Consider the following 19,302-nt stretch of genomic DNA (forward strand, 5'->3'; position numbering starts at 1 on the left):
GCGGGGTGTGGGTATGAGAAAAGGGCCCAGGTCGGGAGAACTCGTGGTTCTCGACCGATCTGGGCCCTGATCTTTTTTCTAATGTTAGTCCGGCGGTGTCCTACTCTCCCACAACCCTTCGGTTGCAGTACCATCGGCGCTGTCAGGCTTAGCTTCCGGGTTCGGAATGGGACCGGGCGTTTCCCTGACGCTATAACCACCGAAACACTATGAAACACTCCCCACCACCATCGGTGATGGTTGTGTGGTGTTTCAGAGCTGTAGAGTGGATGCGTAACATCTTTGTGGGCAAGTCCTCGGCCTATTAGTACCAGTCAACTCGACAACACATTACTGTGCTTCCATTTCTGGCCTATCAACCCAATGGTCTGTTGGGGGCCTTAACCCACAAGGGGTGGGATACCTCATCTTGGAACAGGCTTCCCGCTTAGATGCCTTCAGCGGTTATCCCTTCCGAACGTGGCCAACCAGCCATGCCACTGGCGTGACAACTGGCATACCAGAGGTTCGTCCGTCCCGGTCCTCTCGTACTAGGGACAGCCTTCCTCAAGTATCCTACGCGCGCGGCGGATAGGGACCGAACTGTCTCACGACGTTCTAAACCCAGCTCGCGTGCCGCTTTAATGGGCGAACAGCCCAACCCTTGGGACCTACTCCGGCCCCAGGATGCGACGAGCCGACATCGAGGTGCCAAACCATGCCGTCGATATGGACTCTTGGGCAAGATCAGCCTGTTATCCCCGGGGTACCTTTTATCCGTTGAGCGACACCCCTTCCACCAGGTGGTGCCGGATCACTAGTCCCGACTTTCGTCCCTGCTCGACATGTCTGTCTCACAGTCAAGCTCCCTTGTGCACTTGCACTCAACACCTGATTGCCAACCAGGCTGAGGGAACCTTTGGGCGCCTCCGTTACTCTTTAGGAGGCAACCGCCCCAGTTAAACTACCCATCAGGCACTGTCCCTGAACCAGATCATGGTCCGAGGTTCAGATTCCCAATCCGACCAGAGTGGTATTTCAACAACGACTCCACCAACACTAGCGTGCCAGCTTCACAGTCTCCCACCTATCCTACACAAGCCGAACCGAAAACCAATACCAAACTATAGTAAAGGTCCCGGGGTCTTTCCGTCCTGCCGCGCGTAACGAGCATCTTTACTCGTAGTGCAATTTCGCCGGGCCTGTGGTTGAGACAGCCGGAAAGTCGTTACGCCATTCGTGCAGGTCGGAACTTACCCGACAAGGAATTTCGCTACCTTAGGATGGTTATAGTTACCACCGCCGTTTACTGGCGCTTAAATTCTCAGCTTCACCCCGAAGGGTTAACCGGTCCTCTTAACGTTCCAGCACCGGGCAGGCGTCAGTCCATATACATCGTCTTGCGACTTCGCATGGACCTGTGTTTTTAGTAAACAGTCGCTTTCCGCTGGTCTCTGCGGCCACCCACCCCTAGTCCGCAAGGGACTTCAGAGTGTTTGGCCCCCCTTCTCCCGAAGTTACGGGGGCATTTTGCCGAGTTCCTTAACCACAGTTCACCCGATCGCCTTAGTATTCTCTACCTGACCACCTGTGTTGGTTTGGGGTACGGGCCGTGCACGCACTCGCTAGAGGCTTTTCTCGGCAGCATAGGATCACTCTACTTCACCTCAATCGGCTACGCATCACGTCTCAACCTATATGGAGTGCGGATTTGCCTACACTCCGGTCTACACGCTTACACCAGTACTACCACTCACTGGCGGAGCTACCTTCCTGCGTCACCCCATCACTCGACTACTACGGAATCAGATCCCACGCTCCACACAGAAACCTCCATCCGAAGACTTCGGTAACTGGCTTTGGGTGGTTAGTATCAACCGCCTCATCCTGGGCGCACGTGCTCGGGTACGGGAATATCAACCCGTTATCCATCGACTACGCCTGTCGGCCTCGCCTTAGGTCCCGACTTACCCTGGGCGGATTAGCCTGGCCCAGGAACCCTTGGTCATCCGGCGGCAGAGTTTCTCACTCTGCATTCGCTACTCATGCCTGCATTCTCACTCCCACACCCTCCACGACTGGCTTCCGCCGCCGCTTCCCTGGATGCAGGACGCTCCCCTACCCATCCACACGACTAGACGTCCCTGCAAGAGAGACGCCGATCTATATGTGTGAATGACACAGCTTCGGCGGTGTGCTTAAGCCCCGCTACATTGTCGGCGCAGGACCACTTGACCAGTGAGCTATTACGCACTCTTTCAAGGGTGGCTGCTTCTAAGCCAACCTCCTGGTTGTCTGGGCAATCCCACATCCTTTCCCACTGAGCACACACTTAGGGGCCTTAGCTGGTGTTCTGGGCTGTTTCCCTCTCGACGACGAAGCTTATCCCCCGCCGTCTCACTGCCACACTCTCACACCACGGTATTCGGAGTTTGGTTGATTTCGGTAACCCGGTAAGGCCCCTAGACCATCCAGTAGCTCTACCCCCGTGGAGAAACATGTGACGCTGCACCTAAATGCATTTCGGGGAGAACCAGCTATCACGGAGTTTGATTGGCCTTTCACCCCTACCCACAGCTCATCCCCTCAGTTTTCAACCTAAGTGGGTTCGGCCCTCCACGTCGTCTTACCGACGCTTCAGCCTGGCCATGGGTAGATCACTCCGCTTCGGGTCTAGACCACGCGACTCAATCGCCCTATTCAGACTCGCTTTCGCTACGGCTACCCCACACGGGTTAACCTCGCCACGCAGCACTAACTCGCAGGCTCATTCTTCAAAAGGCACGCCATCACCTCAACATCACAAAGATGTGCTCGGGCTCTGACGGCTTGTAGGCACACGGTTTCAGGTACTCTTTCACTCCCCTCCCGGGGTACTTTTCATCTTTCCCTCACGGTACTAGTCCGCTATCGGTCTTCAGGAAGTATTTAGGCTTACCGGGTGGTCCCGGCAGATTCACAGCAAATTCCACGAGCTCGCTGCTACTCGGGAACACCAAACAAACAATCCACAACGTGTTTTCGCGTACGGGACTCTCACCCACTCCGGTCGCCCATCCCAAGGCGTTCCACTAACACGCGTAATCGTTCCGAGGACTGTCAGATCCTCGACGCTGGGTCCCACAACACCACACACACAACGCCTGACAGCTTGACATGTGCAAGGTTTAGCCTCTTCCGCTTTCGCTCGCCACTACTCACGGAATCACGGTTGTTTTCTCTTCCTACGGGTACTGAGATGTTTCACTTCCCCGCGTTCCCTCCACACACCCTATATATTCAGATGCGGGTAACACCACATAACTGGTGCTGGGTTTCCCCATTCGGAAATCCTCGGATCACAGCTCGGTTGACAGCTCCCCGAGGCATATCGCAGCCTCCCACGTCCTTCATCGGCTCCTGAAGCCAAGACATCCACCATGTGCCCTTAACAACTTGACCACAAAGATGCTCGCATCCACTCTACAGTTCTCAAACACCACACCAGAAACAAACGTCCCTAGAGGCATAAGCCCCTCGGCGTGTTGCCTCAGGACCCAACAGCGTGCTTGTGAACAATTCTCGACCAGACCCAGCGCAACACTTTCCACGCTCCTTGCGGAGCAGTACTCGCCCTCGCCGGCAACCCGGTCGCGAACCCTAACCAGTAGTTCCACAATTCCTTGAGCAACCAGCGCCACCACACATTCGGTGGTGAAACCCTGGCCACTCCACAGCGCTGGTCTCGGGTATCCCGAGGACTGTGGATGTGTTGCTCCTTAGAAAGGAGGTGATCCAGCCGCACCTTCCGGTACGGCTACCTTGTTACGACTTCGTCCCAATCGCCAGTCCCACCTTCGACCACTCCCCCCCTTGCGGGTTGGGCCATGGGCTTCGGGTGTTACCGACTTTCATGACGTGACGGGCGGTGTGTACAAGGCCCGGGAACGTATTCACCGCAGCGTTGCTGATCTGCGATTACTAGCGACTCCGACTTCACGCAGTCGAGTTGCAGACTGCGATCCGAACTGAGACCGGCTTTAAGGGATTCGCTCCACCTCGCGGTATCGCAGCCCTCTGTACCAGCCATTGTAGCATGTGTGAAGCCCTGGACATAAGGGGCATGATGACTTGACGTCATCCCCACCTTCCTCCGAGTTGACCCCGGCAGTCTCCCACGAGTCCCCGCCATGACGCGCTGGCAACGTAGGATAAGGGTTGCGCTCGTTGCGGGACTTAACCCAACATCTCACGACACGAGCTGACGACAGCCATGCACCACCTGTACACCAACCACAAGGGAAGCCCTATCTCTAGGGATGTCTGGCGCATGTCAAGCCCAGGTAAGGTTCTTCGCGTTGCATCGAATTAATCCACATGCTCCGCCGCTTGTGCGGGCCCCCGTCAATTCCTTTGAGTTTTAGCCTTGCGGCCGTACTCCCCAGGCGGGGCGCTTAATGCGTTAGCTACGGCACGGACAACGTGGATGTCGCCCACACCTAGCGCCCAACGTTTACAGCGTGGACTACCAGGGTATCTAATCCTGTTCGCTCCCCACGCTTTCGCTCCTCAGCGTCAGTATCGGCCCAGAGACCCGCCTTCGCCACCGGTGTTCCTCCTGATATCTGCGCATTTCACCGCTACACCAGGAATTCCAGTCTCCCCTACCGAACTCAAGTCTGCCCGTATCGCCCGCACGCTCCACGTTAAGCGTGGAGTTTTCACGAACGACGCGACAAACCGCCTACGAGCTCTTTACGCCCAATAATTCCGGACAACGCTCGCACCCTACGTATTACCGCGGCTGCTGGCACGTAGTTAGCCGGTGCTTCTTATCCAGGTACCGTCACTTACGCTTCGTCCCTGGCGAAAGAGGTTTACAACCCGAAGGCCGTCATCCCTCACGCGGCGTCGCTGCATCAGGCTTGCGCCCATTGTGCAATATTCCCCACTGCTGCCTCCCGTAGGAGTCTGGGCCGTGTCTCAGTCCCAGTGTGGCCGGTCACCCTCTCAGGCCGGCTACCCGTCGTCGCCTTGGTAGGCCATTACCCCACCAACAAGCTGATAGGCCGCGGGCTCATCCCGTACCGCCGGAGCTTTCCACAAGTTCCCATGCGAGAACCTGTCATATCCGGTATTAGACCCAGTTTCCCAGGCTTATCCCAAAGTACAGGGCAGATTGCCCACGTGTTACTCACCCGTTCGCCACTAATCCACCCCGAAAGGCTTCATCGTTCGACTTGCATGTGTTAAGCACGCCGCCAGCGTTCGTCCTGAGCCAGGATCAAACTCTCCAACAATGTCAAATTTGATCGAGGCAAATAAATGCTCTCAAAGGAACCTCAAACGAGGTTCAAATATAAGCTCTACTGGCTTAGTTCACTAGCACACTGTTGAGTTCTCAAGCAACACACCCCAGATCGCACCGCCATCACAGCGGCCTTATCCGAAGCAGTTATTTCTTGGCTTTTGTCCGGAGCACACCCTAGCACCTGCTCGAAACTGCCGTTTCAGCGGGGGTAGAGTTACCTCTCCGGTTCGGGACCACCCACTCTACCACCATCCGGTGGGAGCTTGGTTCGTGTTCCCGGCGGCCGCTCGGTTTCCCTGGCGACGAAGAGAACATTACACGGCCCGAAACCGGCGTTTACAGGGGGGTCCCTTTTTTCGCGCCGGGGCTCTGACCTGCGTCGATCGAGCCCTCCCCCGGGACCGGCTCACCGTGGGTCGCGACGACGGTCAGCACGACGAGGGCGGCGGCGAGCCCCGCGGTGATGTGGATGGGCGCCGGCGTGAAGGACGCGGCGAGTACGAGCGCCGCGGTCACCGGAAAGCCGATCGCGATCGGACGGCATTCGTTGGTGGGTCCGATGTGCATGAGCCAGACACTCACCAGGTAGATCGCGACGGGCACGGTCGTCGCCATGGCTGCGGGCAGGGAGGCCACATGCCCGGTGTGGGTGTCGTAGTCGACCGCCACTTCGAGGCCGGCGCCGAGCGCGGCCGCCGAGGCGAAGATCAGGTAGTGCCCGTAGCCCCAGCTCGCGACGGTGAAGAGGCTCTTCGCCTTCTCGAGCCGGACGTGGCCCGGCTGGTCGAAGTACAGCCACCACAACGAAAAGACCAGCACGAGCCCGGCGGCGGCGAGCGAGATCAGGCTGCCGGTGTGCTTACCCTCGTCCAGCCCTTCTTTGATCGCGGTGGTCGCGCCGAGGATGGATTCACCCAGCACGATGATCGTGAACAGGCCGTAGCGCTCGGCGATGTGGTGCGGGTGCCAGCCCGTCCAGCGCTTGCGTTCGGCGATCACCGGGACCGCGAGTTCCGCCAGCAGGAGCAGGAAGAACGACGGCAGTTCCAGCGACTCCGGGAGACCGAGGCGGACGACCCACAGGATCTGGACGATCGTGATGCCGAGGGCGTACCGCAGTGCGGCCGGGCGGCATTCCGGATCGGTCCGAGCGGCGCGCAGCCACTGCACGACCATCGCGAGCCGCATCAGCACGTAGCCGATCACCACGATCGTGAAGTCGCCGTCGAACCCCGACGAGACACCGGCGGCGACGGTCAGTCCTCCCGCGATCTGCACCAGTGTCACCAGCCGGTACGCGACGTCGTCGGTGTCGAACGACGACGCGAACCAGCTGAAGTTCAGCCAGCCCCACCAGATCGCGAAGAACACCATCCCGAAGCTGAGCACCCCGTGCCCGATGTGGTTCTCGGCGATCGCGTGGTGCAGGCCGGCGGCGGCCTGCGCGACGGCGACCACGAAACACAGGTCGAACAGCAGCTCCAACGGGGTCGCGACCCGGTGTCCTTCGCCGGAATCGCGCATCGTCATCGGCCGGTACCAGACCCTCAGCCGATTCCGCCGCTCAGAACTCTCCACCATCAGCGCTCCTCGCCATGTCGATCTGCGGAGATCTTCGCAGCCGAAGGCGGTTCACACACTCGGAGGAACGCGCGGCGGGTGGGTCCGGGCCGGGTGCACCTCCCCAGGCGACCCCACGCGAACCCACCCGCGCGAATGCCTCACCGGTACTCGGCTCGCCAGTGGTGATGAGCCGGCCGCCGCCGAACGGTCCCCCGCGGACGCCGACGACTGTCCACCGGCTCGTGACCGCGGGTGTCCATTCCTGAGAACTCCGGACTCACCACGATCGCTCCCGCCGATCGATCCATCCCCGATCGATCGACAGAAATACCACTGTCGGTAGCCAACGCACAGCGGTGAAGGCTCCGTTAGGTGTACCCGGTTGCTCTGAGTAGCACCAGGGGATGACGACCTCAGTCACTCGGATGGAGCATCCGGTCTTGCCGAACGTAGTCATCGGCCGTGCGGAAGACTCAGCCGCGTTGACTGTCGGCGGCAGCCCGCTCGGCTTCCTCCCGCTCAGTGAGGACGCGACGCTTCCGGCGTGCGCGGAGTTCGATCACGGCCAGTAAGAGAGCCGAGCTCGTCAGCGCGGCGGCGCACAGCATCGCGGCGGTCAGCGCCGACGGATAGCCGCCGTTCGCACCGAGTACCGCGTGGAAGACCGAGGCCAGCACGACGGTGCCGATCGCGGTGCCGATCCGTTGCCCGGTCTGCAACGCTCCCCCGGCCACACCGGCCATCGACGTCGGGACGCATTCCAGCGTCAAGGTGGTGTTGGGCGAGATGACCATGCCGCCACCGACACCGGCCACGAGCAACGGCAACGCGAACCACCACCCCGCCGCCGCGCCGGGATCCTGACCGGCGAGGACGGCGACCGTGACCATCCCGGCGATCACCATGACCAGCCCGGCGACGGTCAGCTTGCGGCCCCACTTCGACACCAGCCGGCCCGCGATCGCCGCCGACACCGCCGAGCCGAGGGCGAAAGAGGTGACGGCCAGTCCGGATTGCAGTGGCGTGTAGCCGAGTCCCTGCTGGAAGAAGATGGCGAAGACCAGCCACATCCCGGTGAACCCGCTGAAGTACAGCGCGCCGACGGCCGCTCCCGTCGCGTAGCCCGGGGTTCCGGTGAAGAGCCGGGTGTCCAGCAGCGGCGGCCGGCCGCGCCGCACCATCGAGCGCTCCCAGCGCACGAAGGCGAAACCGAAGACGACCGCGACGAGGAACAGCCACCACAGGCTGCTGAGCCCGCCCTGTTCGGATTCGATCAACGGGAGCAGGACACCGAGTACGGCGACACCCAGCAGCATGATGCCGACGAAGTCGATCTCGCCCCGCAGGCTTCTTGCCGGGGCTTCGGCCTTCGGGAGCCATCTCATGGCCAGCGCGAACGCCAGGATCCCGATGGGAACGTTCACGTAGAAGACCCAGCGCCAGCCTTCCGGGTCACCGAAGACAGCGAGGATCACGCCACCGAGCACCGGCCCGACGGCGGTCGAGATCCCGACGGTGGCGCCGAACATGCCGAACGCCCGGCCTCGTTCCGCGCCGCGGAACAGGTCCTGGATCATCCCGCTGTTCTGCGGCGTCATCATGCCCGAGGCGAAACCCTGCAGGAGCCGCGCGATGATCAGCGTCGTCTCGTTCGGGGCGGCACCGGCGAACGCGCTGGTCAGCACGAACGCGGCGAGCGCGAACAGGAACATGCGGCGGCGGCCGAGCGCGTCACCCAGCCGGCCGCCGGTCACCAGCACGAGCCCGAAAGCCAGCGCGTAACCCGAAACCACCCATTGGATCCCGCCGCTCGACGCGCCGAGGTCCTTCTGGATCGAGGGCAGCGCCGTGTTGACGATGCTGACGTCGAGCAGCCCCATGAACCCGGCGGCGAGGGAGACGGCGAGCGCCTTCCAGCGCCGAGGGTCGGGAACGTAGGTGTTCATCAGGTGCTGGCGGCGATCCCGGGGATGCCCTTGAGCTCACCGATCAGCATCGACGTCACCTTGACCGGATAGTCGTAGAGCGCGAAGACCGTCTGGTTCTTGCCGACCAGCTTGAGGTGCACCGGGGTCTCTCCCTTGTGCGCCAGCAGGGTCTGTTTCAGTTCGCTGACCACCGACTGGTCGATCTTCTCCGCCGCGGCCAGCAGGACCAGCGGCAGATCGTCGTCGCCGTTGCCGACCTCGGACAGGTCGAGCGGCACGAGCCCGCCGCCGAAGATGGACATCTTGTCCTCGCGCCAGTTCACCCGGCCCTTGACCAGCACCGCGTTGTCCTCGATGAGGTCGGCGGAGAACATGGCGTAGGACTTCGGGAAGTACAGCACTTCGAGCGAGGCGTCCATGTCCTCGATGGTGCAGATCGCCCAGGGCTCGCCCTTCTTGTTGACCCGGCGTTCCAGCGAGGTGATCAGCCCGGAGACGACCAGTTCGCCTTCCTTCGGCGGGTCGGCGAGGATCGCGGCGATCGGCCGAGGCGCGTGTTTGCGCAGGATGCGTTCGGCGCCGTCCAGCGGATGCGCCGAGACGTACAGGCCGAGCATCTCCCGTTCGTAGGCCAGGAGCTGTTTGCGCGGATACTCCTCTTCGCCGAACTTCAGATGCGCGAGTGGCGAAGAGGACGCCGCGGCTTCGGCGTCGTCTTCCCCGCCGAACCCGAAGAGGTCGAACTGACCCATCGCCTCCTGGCGCTTGAGCGGGACCACGGCCTCGACCGCGTCCTCGTGCACCTGGATCATCGAGAGCCGCGTGTTGCCGAGCGAATCGAACCCGCCCGCCTTGATCAGCGATTCGATGACGCGCTTGTTGCAGGCGACCAGCTCGGATTTGTCGAGGAAGTCGGTGAAGGAGGAGTACTTCCCCTTCTCCTCGCGGGTCTTGATGATCGACTCGACGACGTTCGCGCCGACGTTGCGGACGGCACCCATGCCGAAGCGGATGTCCTCCCCGACGGCCGCGAACCTCAGCGCCGACTCGTTGACGTCCGGCGGGAGCACCTTGATCCCGAGGCGGCGGCACTCCGAGAGGTAGACCGCGGACTTGTCCTTGTTGTCACCCACCGAGGTGAGCAGCGCGGCCATGTACTCCGGCGTGAAGTTCGCCTTGAGGTACGCGGTCCAGTAGGAGATCAGGCCGTACGCGGCCGCGTGGCTCTTGTTGAACGCGTAGCCGGCGAACGGGAGGATCGTGTCCCAGAGCGCCTTGATCGACTCGGACGAGAAGCCGCCGGGGAGCAGCTCGCTCGACTTCATCCCGGCTTCGAAGCCCTCGAACTCCTTCTCGAGGACTTCCTGCTTCTTCTTGCCCATGGCGCGGCGGAGCACGTCCGCGCGGCCCATCGAGTAACCGGCCACCTTCTGGCCGATGTGCATGATCTGCTCCTGATAGACGATCAGGCCGTAGGTGTCGGCCAGGATCTCCTTCAGGGGCTCGTCGAGCTCGGGATGGATCGGCTTGACCTTCTGCCGCCCGTTCTTGCGGTCGGCGTAGTCGTTGTGCGCGTTCATGCCCATCGGGCCGGGGCGGTACAGCGCGCCCACCGCCACGATGTCGTCGAACTGCGTCGGCTGCATGCGGCGCAGCAGGTCGCGCATCGGCCCGCCGTCCAGCTGGAACACGCCGAGCGTGTCACCGCGGGACAGCAGTTCGTAGGTCGCCTTGTCGTCGACGCCGAGGGTGTCGAGGTCGATGTCGATCCCGCGGTTGGTCTTGATGTTGTCGATCGCGTCACCGATGACGGTGAGGTTCCGCAGGCCGAGGAAGTCCATCTTCAGCAGGCCGATGGCCTCGCACGACGGGTAGTCCCAGCCGGTGATGATCGAACCGTCGTCGCGCTGCCACAGCGGAATGGCGTCGGTCAGCGGGTCGCAGGACATGATGACCGCGCAGGCGTGGACGCCGGCGTTGCGGATCAGGCCTTCGAGACCGCGCGCGGTCTCGAAGATCGTCTTGCACTCCTCGTCGGTCTCGACGAGCGCGCGGACCTCGGCCGCTTCGCCGTAGCGCTCGTGCTTCGAGTCGACGATGCCCGAGAGCGGGATGTCCTTCGCCATGATCGGCGGCGGGAGCGCCTTCGAAATCCGGTCCGCGATCGCGTACCCCGGCTGGCCGAAGTGGACACGGGCGGAGTCCTTGATGGCCGCCTTGGTCTTGATGGTGCCGAAGGTGATGACCTGGGCGACCTTGTCGACGCCGTACTTGTCGGTGGCGTAGCGGATCATCTCGCCGCGACGGCGGTCGTCGAAGTCGATGTCGATATCGGGCATCGAGACGCGCTCGGGGTTCAGGAACCGCTCGAACAGCAGCTTCTGCGGGATCGGGTCCAGGTTGGTGATACCGAGGACGTACGCGACCAGCGAGCCGGCGGCGGAACCACGGCCGGGGCCGACACGGATACCGACCTTACGGGCGTAGTTGATGAGGTCGGCCACGATGAGGAAGTAGGCGGGGAAGCCCTTCCCGATGATGACGTCGAGTTCGATCTCGATGCGCTCGTTGTAGTACGGGTCCGGGACGCCGTCCGGGTACCGCCACTTGAGCCCGCGCGCGACCTCTTCGCGCAGCCAGGTGCCCTGGTCGTAGCCCTCGGGGACCTCGAAGAACGGCAGCCGGTCCTTGTGCGTGTACACGTCCTTGTAGGACTCGACGCGCTCGGCGATCAGCAGCGTCGAATCGGCGGCGCCGGGGACCTCCTTGTCCCAGTACTCGCGCATGTCGGCGGCCGACTTCAGGTAGTAGCCGTCACCGTCGAACTTGAAGCGGTTCGGGTCGTTCAGCGTCTTGCCCGCCTGCACGCACAGCAGCGCGGAGTGGGTGTCGGCCTGGTCCTTGGTGACGTAGTGCGAGTCGTTGGTGGCCAGTGGCCGGAGGTCGAGCAGCTTGCCGATCTCGAGCAGGCCCTCACGGACCGACCGCTCGATCGGCAGCCCGTGGTCCATCAGTTCGAGGAAGAAGTTGTCGGCGCCGAAGATGTCCTTGTAGTCCGACGCCGCCTGGATCGCCTCGGTGCGCTGCCCCAGCCGGAGCCGCGTCTGCACCTCGCCCGAGGGGCAGCCGGTGGTCGCGATGATGCCGTGGTGGTTCTCCGCGATCAGTTCACGGTCCATCCGGGGCTTGCGGTAGTAGCCCTGCATGCTCGCGAGCGAAGAGAGCTTGAACAGGTTCCGCAGGCCGGTGGAGTTCTCGGCGAGCATCGTCATGTGGGTGTAGGCACCACCACCGGAGACGTCACCGCCCTCACCGAACTCGTCGGCGCCGCGCTGGTTCGACTGACCCCAGAAGACCGGCTTCTTGTGGAACCGGCTCTCCGGCGCGATGTAGGCCTCGATGCCGATGATCGGCTTGAGGTCGTGTTTGACCGCCTGCTGGTAGAACTCGTCCGCGCCGTACATGTTGCCGTGGTCGGTCATGCCGACCGCGGGCATACCCAGGCGCGCCGCCTCCTTGAACAAGGGGGCGATCTTCGCCGCACCGTCGAGCATCGAGTACTCGGTGTGCACATGCAGGTGGACGAAGGAATCGTTCGACACCAGCGAAAACCTCCCCTAGGCAGACGGATCCCTGGCTGCTTGACGCGGGCCGGTCCTCCCACCTTATGCGCCGGGGCTCGACGGCGCCCGGGCGGGATGGTACCCCGGCGAGGGTCAGTCTCCCCCTCCGTCCGGCCGCCGCCAAGCACCGACGCGGCGCGGTTCGCGATGACCTCGGTTACCCCCCGAACGGGGCGCCGGATCAGCTCAGCCGAGCCAGCCGCCGGTTGGCCTCCTCCCTGTCGAACCACGCCGGATCGAACCCGGAGCCGCCGAGTTCTTCGAGCAGTTCCTCGTTGTCTTCGCCGCCGGGATCACGCAGCGCTTCCAGCAACATCTCGTAACTCTGCCCGTCATCGCATTCCGCCGGAGGGGCGGCACGTTCACCGTCGAGGCAGCTCGATGCTTCGGGGAGGGCGACCAGCCGCTCGACCCGGATCCAGTGCCGCCAGCCCTCCGTCTCGTAGACGAGCCGTTGCCCTGGAGACGTGATGACCTGGCCGAGTGTCACTTCGTCGTCGAAACGGTCTCCTTCACAGCTCTGCGCGTCGACGCTGAAGCCTCCGTACGCGGTCTGGAACCGGTGATACTCCCGTTCTTCACGGTCGAACGCGGCCGCGAGGATCCGGTGCAGGCCGGCGAGGGTGACGTCGGAACGGACTTCGAGCCGTCGCCAGATCGCGTCGTCCAGCTCGGCGAGGGCGACCGCCAGCCGGAGTCCGGTGACCTGCTCGGGCGGGGGCAGCACGAGCGGCAGTGGATCGGCCGACGGTACGCGTGGCAGCGGTTCGTAGCCGGGAAGACCGAGCCACCGGCGCAGCTGGACCGCACGCCGGGCCAGATCGGGTCTCGGATCCCTGCCCAGTTCCAAGAGTCCGGGGATCTTCTCCCGAATCCAGGCGGCGCTGTCCGCTTCGGCGATCAGCGCCGCTTCGACCTGGCTCCGGAACTCCTCGGGGGTCAGCGGCGCCTCGGTCACCTCGAAGCCGTTGCGAAGCACCGCGAGGGCGTCCTCGGGGACGGCGTGGAGCTCGATCACGTCGACCTCGCGACCGTTCACGACCACCTCGACGCCCACTGAGCGTTTGCCGGCGGTCAGCGTGGCGGCGAGGACCACCAGGTCCTGATCCACCTCGCCTTGGACGACGCAGCCCGAAAGCTCGACCGGCCCGTGGAGCAGCTTCGGCCAGCGATCCACCTTGGACACGTCCAGGGGCGGACGCGTCCGGCGGGAGCGCTGGTGCTTCGGTCTTTTGGCGGGCTTGCGGCCGCGGCTGACGGGGGACACGGGAGCAGTATCGCCAGTGGCACCGACAGTTTCGGGGTCGTGAGCTGCGCCGTTCGGAAAATGCTTGCCGACCTGGGCGTGGCTGTGCAGACTGGCCAGCCGCCAAGATCACTTGACCGCCCCGGAGAGTTGATGATCGACCTGCAGGCCCTGAACGAGAACGTGATCGCGGAGTTCCGCGCGAACGGCCGCCACGGCGACGGTCTCCCGACGTTGCTGCTCACCACCACCGGCGCCCGCACCGGACGACGCCATGTGACGCCGATGCTGTTCCTCGCCGACGACGACCGCTACATCGTCTTCGCCGCGAATGGCGGGGCTCCCGGGCATCCGGACTGGTACCGCAACCTGGTCGCGGAGCCGTCGGTCGACGTCGAAGCGGAGGGTGAGGCCTTCACCGCTCACGCGGTCGAAGTCACCGGAGCAGCGAGGGATCGCCTGTTCGCGAAGCAGGCGAAGGCGTTTCCACGGTTGGCTGAGCATCAGTCGAAGACCGCGCGGCCGTTCCCGGTGATCGCGCTCAGGCGCGTGTGAAGCTCGCGGGGTCGCGGCGGCCTTGGTCGCGTGCAAGTACGTGAAGGCCCCCTTCATTGCGCCAGGCGCAATGAAGGGGGCCTTCACGTACTTGAGGAAGGTGTGGAGGGCCTCCGGAGTGGTCGCTGTGACTGCTGGTGCGTGTGGGGCGCAGGTGGCGATCGTCGAGTCCGGACCGAACTGGACGCAGAGCTTGTGACGCTGGCCACTTACGCACGGGGATCCGGTGTCCTCACGGCACTCCGTGCCCGCGAAGGTGCCCTGTACGGGTCCGCTTACCGCGTCCAAGCGAACCTCGCAGGCTGAATCCGGGCGCTCGGCCGTTCTCTTGACAAAGCGTCGCGGCCGACCGCACGATCTCGTCCCATGAACCTGTCTGACAGCCAGACAGCCGGACACGGTGGTCCACGACGCGTCAGCGCGATGGAGGCCGTGCTGGCCCACCTCCGCGGTGCCATCGAGCGCGGCGAGTACCCCGTCGGCCAGAAACTGCCGTCGGAATCGGCGCTCGGCAAGGAGTTCGAGGTCAGCCGTTCGGTCGTCCGCGAAGCGTTGCGGGGGCTGCAGGCACTCGGGCTCACCGTGTCCAAAACGGGCAAAGGGACCTTCGTGACCGCCACCGGGCCGGTCGAGAACCCCACCTTCGGGACCTACTCGGCCCGCGACCTGTTCGAGGTCCGGCGGCACGTCGAGATCCCCGTCGCCGGTTACGCGGCCCTGCGCCGCAGCACCGACGACCTGGACCTCCTCGGTCATCTCGTCGAGCGGATGGACGTCGAAACCGACAACACCGCGTGGGTGGCGCTGGACTCGCTGTTCCACATCACCATCGCCCAGGCCTCGGGCAACCCGGTGTTCGGCAAGGTCATCGAAGAGATCCGGGACGCGCTGGCCCGCCAGTCGTCCTTTCTCAACCAATTGGGGGATCGTCGGACCCGCTCGAACACCGAGCACCGTGAGATCGTCACCGCCATCGCCGCCGGCTCCGAGACCGACGCCGTCGCGGCGATGACCTCCCATCTCGAACACGTCGAGGACGCGCTCACCACCATCGTGCGGCCGGGCCACACGACGCAGCAGGACAAGGACGACTGAAATCGTGACCGAACAGACCCTCAGCGCGGACGACAGCAAATCCGCGCCGGTGCCCGCCGACGCCGGTGACGCCGGCTACGACAAGGCGCTGAAACCCCGCCACGTCAACATGATCGCGATCGGCGGCGCCATCGGGACCGGCCTGTTCCTCGGCGCGGGCGGCAGGCTCGCGCAGGCGGGCCCGGCCCTCGCGATCGTGTACGCGGTCTGCGGCCTCTTCGCGTTCTTCGTGGTGCGCTCCCTGGGCGAGCTCATCCTGTACCGCCCCTCCTCCGGCGCCTTCGTCTCCTACGCCCGGGAATTCATGGGTGAGAAGGGCGCTTTCGTCGCGGGCTGGATGCACTTCCTGAACTGGTCGACGACCGGGATCGCGGACATCACCGCGATCGCGCTGTACGCGCATTTCTGGTCGTTCTTCACCCCGATCCCGCAATGGGTACTGGCGCTCATCGCGCTCGCGGTGGTGCTGGCGCTGAACATGGTCTCGGTGAAGCTGTTCGGCGAGATGGAGTTCTGGTTCGCCATCATCAAGGTCGCCGCGCTGGTGACCTTCATGGCGATCGGGATCTTCCTGCTGGTCACGCAGCAGCCGATCGACGGCAACACGCCGGGCTTCTCGCTGATCTCCGACAACGGCGGGATCTTCCCGGCCGGGGTACTGCCGATGGTGCTGATCGTCCAGGGCGTCGTGTTCGCCTACGCCTCGGTCGAACTGGTCGGCGTCGCCGCGGGCGAGACGGAGAACCCGCGCAAGATCATGCCCAAGGCGATCAACTCGATCATGTGGCGGATCGGGATCTTCTACGTCGGCTCGGTGATCCTGCTGGCGATGCTGATGCCCTGGGACGCCTACTCGAAGAACGAGAGCCCGTTCGTCACCGTGCTCTCACATATCGGAGTGCCGCAGGCGGGCAACGTCATGAACCTCGTGGTGCTGACGGCGGCCCTGTCCAGCCTGAACTCGGGCCTCTACTCCACCGGCCGCATCCTGCGATCGATGTCGATGGCAGGCTCCGCGCCGAAGTTCACCGGTGTGATGAACAAGAACCACGTTCCCTACGGCGGGATCCTGCTCACCTCCGCGGTCTGCGTGGTCGGTGTCGGCCTGAACGCCGTCGTGCCGAGCCAGGCCTTCGAGATCGTGCTGAACTTCGCCGCCATCGGCATCCTCGGCACCTGGGCGATCATCGTGCTCTCGCATCTGCTGTTCGTGCGCAAGGCCAAGCTCGGCGAGGTCGAGCGTCCGTCGTACCGCCTGCCGTTCTCGCCCTACACCGAGATCGCGACGCTGATCTTCCTCGTCGCCGTGGTGGTGCTGATGGGCTTCGACGAGGTCGGCCGGATCACCCTGTACTGCCTGCCGGTCATCGGGCTCGCGCTGGTGGCGGGCTGGTTCGGGGTCCGCAAGCGGATCAACATGGACGTCTTCGAGAAGACGAAGCTGTGATGCCGGAGATCCGCGTCCCCGCGCACGAACCGCTGGTGCACCTGCTTCGCGACGGCATGGTCGAGGGGGTGCACCACGGTTCGGCCGTGGTGCTCGCTCCCGACGGCCGCGTGCTGTTCGCCGCGGGCGACATCGAAGCGGCGTTCTATCCGCGTTCGGCGGCGAAGCCCTTGCAGGCCACGGCGATGGCGCGGCTCGGCGTCGAGCTGAGCCCCGCCGGGTTCGCCGTCGGCGCGGCCAGCCACTCCGGCGAGGAGATCCACCTCGCCGAGGTGCGCAGGACGCTCGACGGCGCCGGGCTCACCACGGAAGACCTCCGGACGCCGGAAGACCTGCCGTTCGACCCGGTCGAGCGCGACGCTTGGATCGCTTCGGGGCGGCACGCCTCGCGGCTGGCGCACAACTGTTCCGGCAAGCACGCCGCCATGCTCGCGACCTGCCGCCTGCACGGCTGGTCCACAAAGGACTATCTGGACGCCGGCCATCCACTGCAGCGCGCGATCGCGGAGTGCGTCGAAGACCTGACCGGGCAGCGGATCCCGAAGGTGGCCGTCGACGGTTGCGGTGCTCCCCTGTTCGCGGTCTCGTTGCGCGGGCTCGCCGGCGCGGTCGGCAAGATCGCCGCGTCGGCGCCGAGGACACCGGAATGCCTTGTCGCCGAAGGGATCCGGAAGCATCCGGAGCTGGTCGCCGGTACCCGGCGCGACGTCACCGCGCTCATGCGCGCCGTGCCCGGCCTGATCGCCAAGGACGGTTTCGAGGCCGTCCAGGTCGCCGCTCTCCCGGACGGGACGGCGATCGCGATCAAGATCGCCGACGGCGGCGACCGCGCGCGGCGGCCGGTGCTCGCCGCCATGCTCGCGTTGTGCGGAGTCGATCCGGACGTGCTCGAACCCACTCCCGGCCTGCGCGTGACGGGCGCGCTGGCCGAACCCGACCTCGCCGCCTGAGGAGCCTTCGATGCACCGCGTGGAACACGATCTGCTGGGGGACAAGGAAGTCCCGGCCGACGCCTACTGGGGCGTGCACACCGCACGGGCCAGGGAGAACTTCCCCATCACGGGCACGGCGATCTCCGCGTACCCGCATCTGATCGAGGCACTCGCCTCGGTCAAGGAGGCCGCGGCCCGCGCCAACGCCGATCTGGGGCTGCTGGAGCCGGACGTCGCCGACGCGATCCGCCGGGCGTGCCGTGAGATCCGCGAAGGCGCGCTGCACGACCAGTTCGTCGTCGACGTCATCCAGGGCGGCGCGGGCACCTCGACGAACATGAACGCCAACGAGGTGATCGCGAACCGCGCGCTCGAACTGCTGGGGCACGAGAAGGGCGATTACGCTCGCGTGCACCCGAACGAGCACGTGAACCTCGGGCAGTCGACCAACGACGCGTACCCGACCGCGGTCAACGTCGCGACCATCATCGCCGTCCGCGAACTGGCCGAAGCGATGGTCGTGCTGGAGCGGGCCTTCGCGGCCAAGGCCGTCGAATTCCACGATCTGCTGAAGATGGGCCGCACCCAGTTGCAGGACGCCGTCCCGATGACACTGGGGCAGGAATTCGGCACCTACGCGGTCATGCTCGGCGAAGACCGGCTTCGGCTCACCGAGGCGGTGACGCTGCTGCACGAGATCAACCTCGGCGCGACCGCGATCGGCACCGGGCTCAACGCCGCGCCCGGGTACGCCGAAGCCGCCGTCGCGCACCTGCGCGAGATCACCGGCCTGCCCGTCGTGTCCGCCGCGGACCTCGTCGAGGCGACACAGGACTGCGGCGCGTTCGTGCACCTTTCGGGCGTGCTCAAGCGGATCGCGGTGAAACTCTCGAAGAGCTGCAACGATCTGCGGCTGCTTTCGTCCGGGCCGCGGGCGGGGCTCAACGAGATCAACCTGCCGCCGGTGCAGGCGGGGTCGTCGATCATGCCCGGCAAGATCAACCCGGTCATCCCCGAGGTGGTCAACCAGGTCGCGTTCGAGGTCATCGGCAACGACGTCGCCGTCACGATGGCGGCCGAGGCCGGACAGTTGCAGCTGAACGCGTTCGAGCCGCTGATCCTGCACTCGCTTTCGGAGAGCATCACGCATTTGCGGTCGGCGTGCCTCGTGCTGGCGGAACGGTGCGTCTCCGGGATCACCGCGAACGCGGACGTGATGCGGGGCTACGTCGAGAATTCGATCGGGCTGGTGACCGCGCTGAACCCCAGGATCGGGTACGCGGCGGCGACCGAGATCGCCAAGGAGGCGCTCGAGACCGGCCGAGGGGTGGCGGAACTCGTCGTCGAGAAGGGGCTTCTGCCCGCCGAGGAGCTGGCGAAGCTGCTGAAGCCGGAGACGCTCGCGCGGCTTTCCTGAGACCAGCGGGGCGGTACCGGGCGGTCCGCCCCGCGCCAGTGTCAGGAAAGTGGCTTTCAGGACATTTTTCGTCCTGAAAGCCACTTTCCTGACATGCGGGTACGGTCGTAAGCGGAAGGTGATCCTCCGCACGAAAGGCGGCCCGCGTGCTCGACCGACTTCTCGACCGGTACCTCGGCCTCCCGCCCGCCGAAGGGCCTGCCCCCTCGGTGACCAAGGCGATCGCC

General features: G+C 64.4%; 9 protein-coding genes and 3 rRNA genes. 5 read left to right on the forward strand and 7 right to left on the reverse strand.

Annotation, left to right across the window (positions count from 1 at the left end):
* Positions 1-87 precede the first annotated feature (87 nt).
* From rrf to ACOCEP_RS00035, 7 genes are all read right to left on the reverse strand, one after another.
* Positions 88-204, reverse strand: a 5S ribosomal RNA gene (rrf, locus tag ACOCEP_RS00005).
* 80 nt (positions 205-284) lie between these two features.
* Positions 285-3,420: ribosomal RNA gene (locus ACOCEP_RS00010) — 23S ribosomal RNA — on the reverse strand.
* Between the two features lie 321 nt (positions 3,421-3,741).
* Positions 3,742-5,258: ribosomal RNA gene (locus ACOCEP_RS00015) — 16S ribosomal RNA — on the reverse strand.
* The 16S, 23S and 5S rRNA genes sit together here, the layout of an rRNA operon.
* Before the next feature lie 347 nt (positions 5,259-5,605).
* A complete protein-coding gene (locus ACOCEP_RS00020) occupies positions 5,606-6,850 on the reverse strand; it encodes a low temperature requirement protein A (protein WP_482335148.1) in 1,245 nt (414 codons plus the stop codon).
* Positions 6,851-7,305: 455 nt separating this feature from the next.
* Entirely contained in the window at positions 7,306-8,778 is a 1,473-nt protein-coding gene (locus tag ACOCEP_RS00025) for an MFS transporter (RefSeq protein WP_482335149.1), read from the reverse strand.
* A complete protein-coding gene (gene dnaE / locus ACOCEP_RS00030; protein ID WP_482335150.1) occupies positions 8,778-12,362 on the reverse strand; it encodes a DNA polymerase III subunit alpha in 3,585 nt (1,194 codons plus the stop codon). Before dnaE ends, ACOCEP_RS00025 begins: the two co-directional genes overlap by 1 nt.
* A gap of 202 nt (positions 12,363-12,564) precedes the next feature.
* Positions 12,565-13,650, reverse strand: a complete 1,086-nt coding sequence (locus ACOCEP_RS00035) for a plasmid pRiA4b ORF-3 family protein (protein WP_482335151.1) — start codon at positions 13,648-13,650, stop codon at positions 12,565-12,567.
* Positions 13,651-13,782: 132 nt separating this feature from the next.
* On the opposite strand from ACOCEP_RS00035, the gene ACOCEP_RS00040 reads away from it, so the two are divergent.
* The 5 genes from ACOCEP_RS00040 to aspA all read left to right on the forward strand — a co-directional run bounded on the left by ACOCEP_RS00040 (position 13,783) and on the right by aspA (position 19,075).
* Positions 13,783-14,184 (forward strand): nitroreductase/quinone reductase family protein, encoded by a 402-nt coding sequence (locus tag ACOCEP_RS00040; protein WP_482335152.1) that lies wholly within the window; start codon positions 13,783-13,785, stop codon positions 14,182-14,184.
* A 423-nt stretch (positions 14,185-14,607) separates the two neighbouring features.
* Complete coding sequence (locus tag ACOCEP_RS00045) at positions 14,608-15,279, forward strand: FadR/GntR family transcriptional regulator (protein WP_482339520.1); 672 nt, start codon at positions 14,608-14,610, stop codon at positions 15,277-15,279.
* Between the two features lie 4 nt (positions 15,280-15,283).
* A complete protein-coding gene (locus tag ACOCEP_RS00050) occupies positions 15,284-16,726 on the forward strand; it encodes an amino acid permease (protein WP_482335153.1) in 1,443 nt (480 codons plus the stop codon).
* Positions 16,723-17,676 carry an asparaginase gene (locus tag ACOCEP_RS00055; protein WP_482335154.1) on the forward strand — a complete coding sequence of 318 codons (954 nt, stop codon included), beginning with the start codon at positions 16,723-16,725 and terminating at the stop codon, positions 17,674-17,676. The genes ACOCEP_RS00050 and ACOCEP_RS00055 overlap by 4 nt, the downstream gene beginning before the upstream one ends.
* 10 nt (positions 17,677-17,686) lie before the next feature.
* Positions 17,687-19,075, forward strand: coding sequence for an aspartate ammonia-lyase (gene aspA / locus ACOCEP_RS00060; RefSeq protein WP_482335155.1), 1,389 nt, complete (start codon positions 17,687-17,689; stop codon positions 19,073-19,075).
* Positions 19,076-19,302: the final 227 nt, after the last annotated feature.

It is taken from the genome of Amycolatopsis sp. CA-211722 (assembly GCF_056828465.1).

Bases quoted from the DNA above. Each gene is read 5' to 3' on its own strand.
- ACOCEP_RS00040 (WP_482335152.1), top strand. From the start codon at position 13,783: ATGATCGACCTGCAGGCCCTGAACGAGAACGTGATCGCGGAGTTCCGC.
- aspA (WP_482335155.1), top strand. From the start codon at position 17,687: ATGCACCGCGTGGAACACGATCTGCTGGGGGACAAGGAAGTCCCGGCC.
- ACOCEP_RS00045 (WP_482339520.1), top strand. From the start codon at position 14,608: ATGGAGGCCGTGCTGGCCCACCTCCGCGGTGCCATCGAGCGCGGCGAG.
- ACOCEP_RS00025 (WP_482335149.1), bottom strand. From the start codon at position 8,778: ATGAACACCTACGTTCCCGACCCTCGGCGCTGGAAGGCGCTCGCCGTC.
- ACOCEP_RS00020 (WP_482335148.1), bottom strand. From the start codon at position 6,850: ATGGTGGAGAGTTCTGAGCGGCGGAATCGGCTGAGGGTCTGGTACCGG.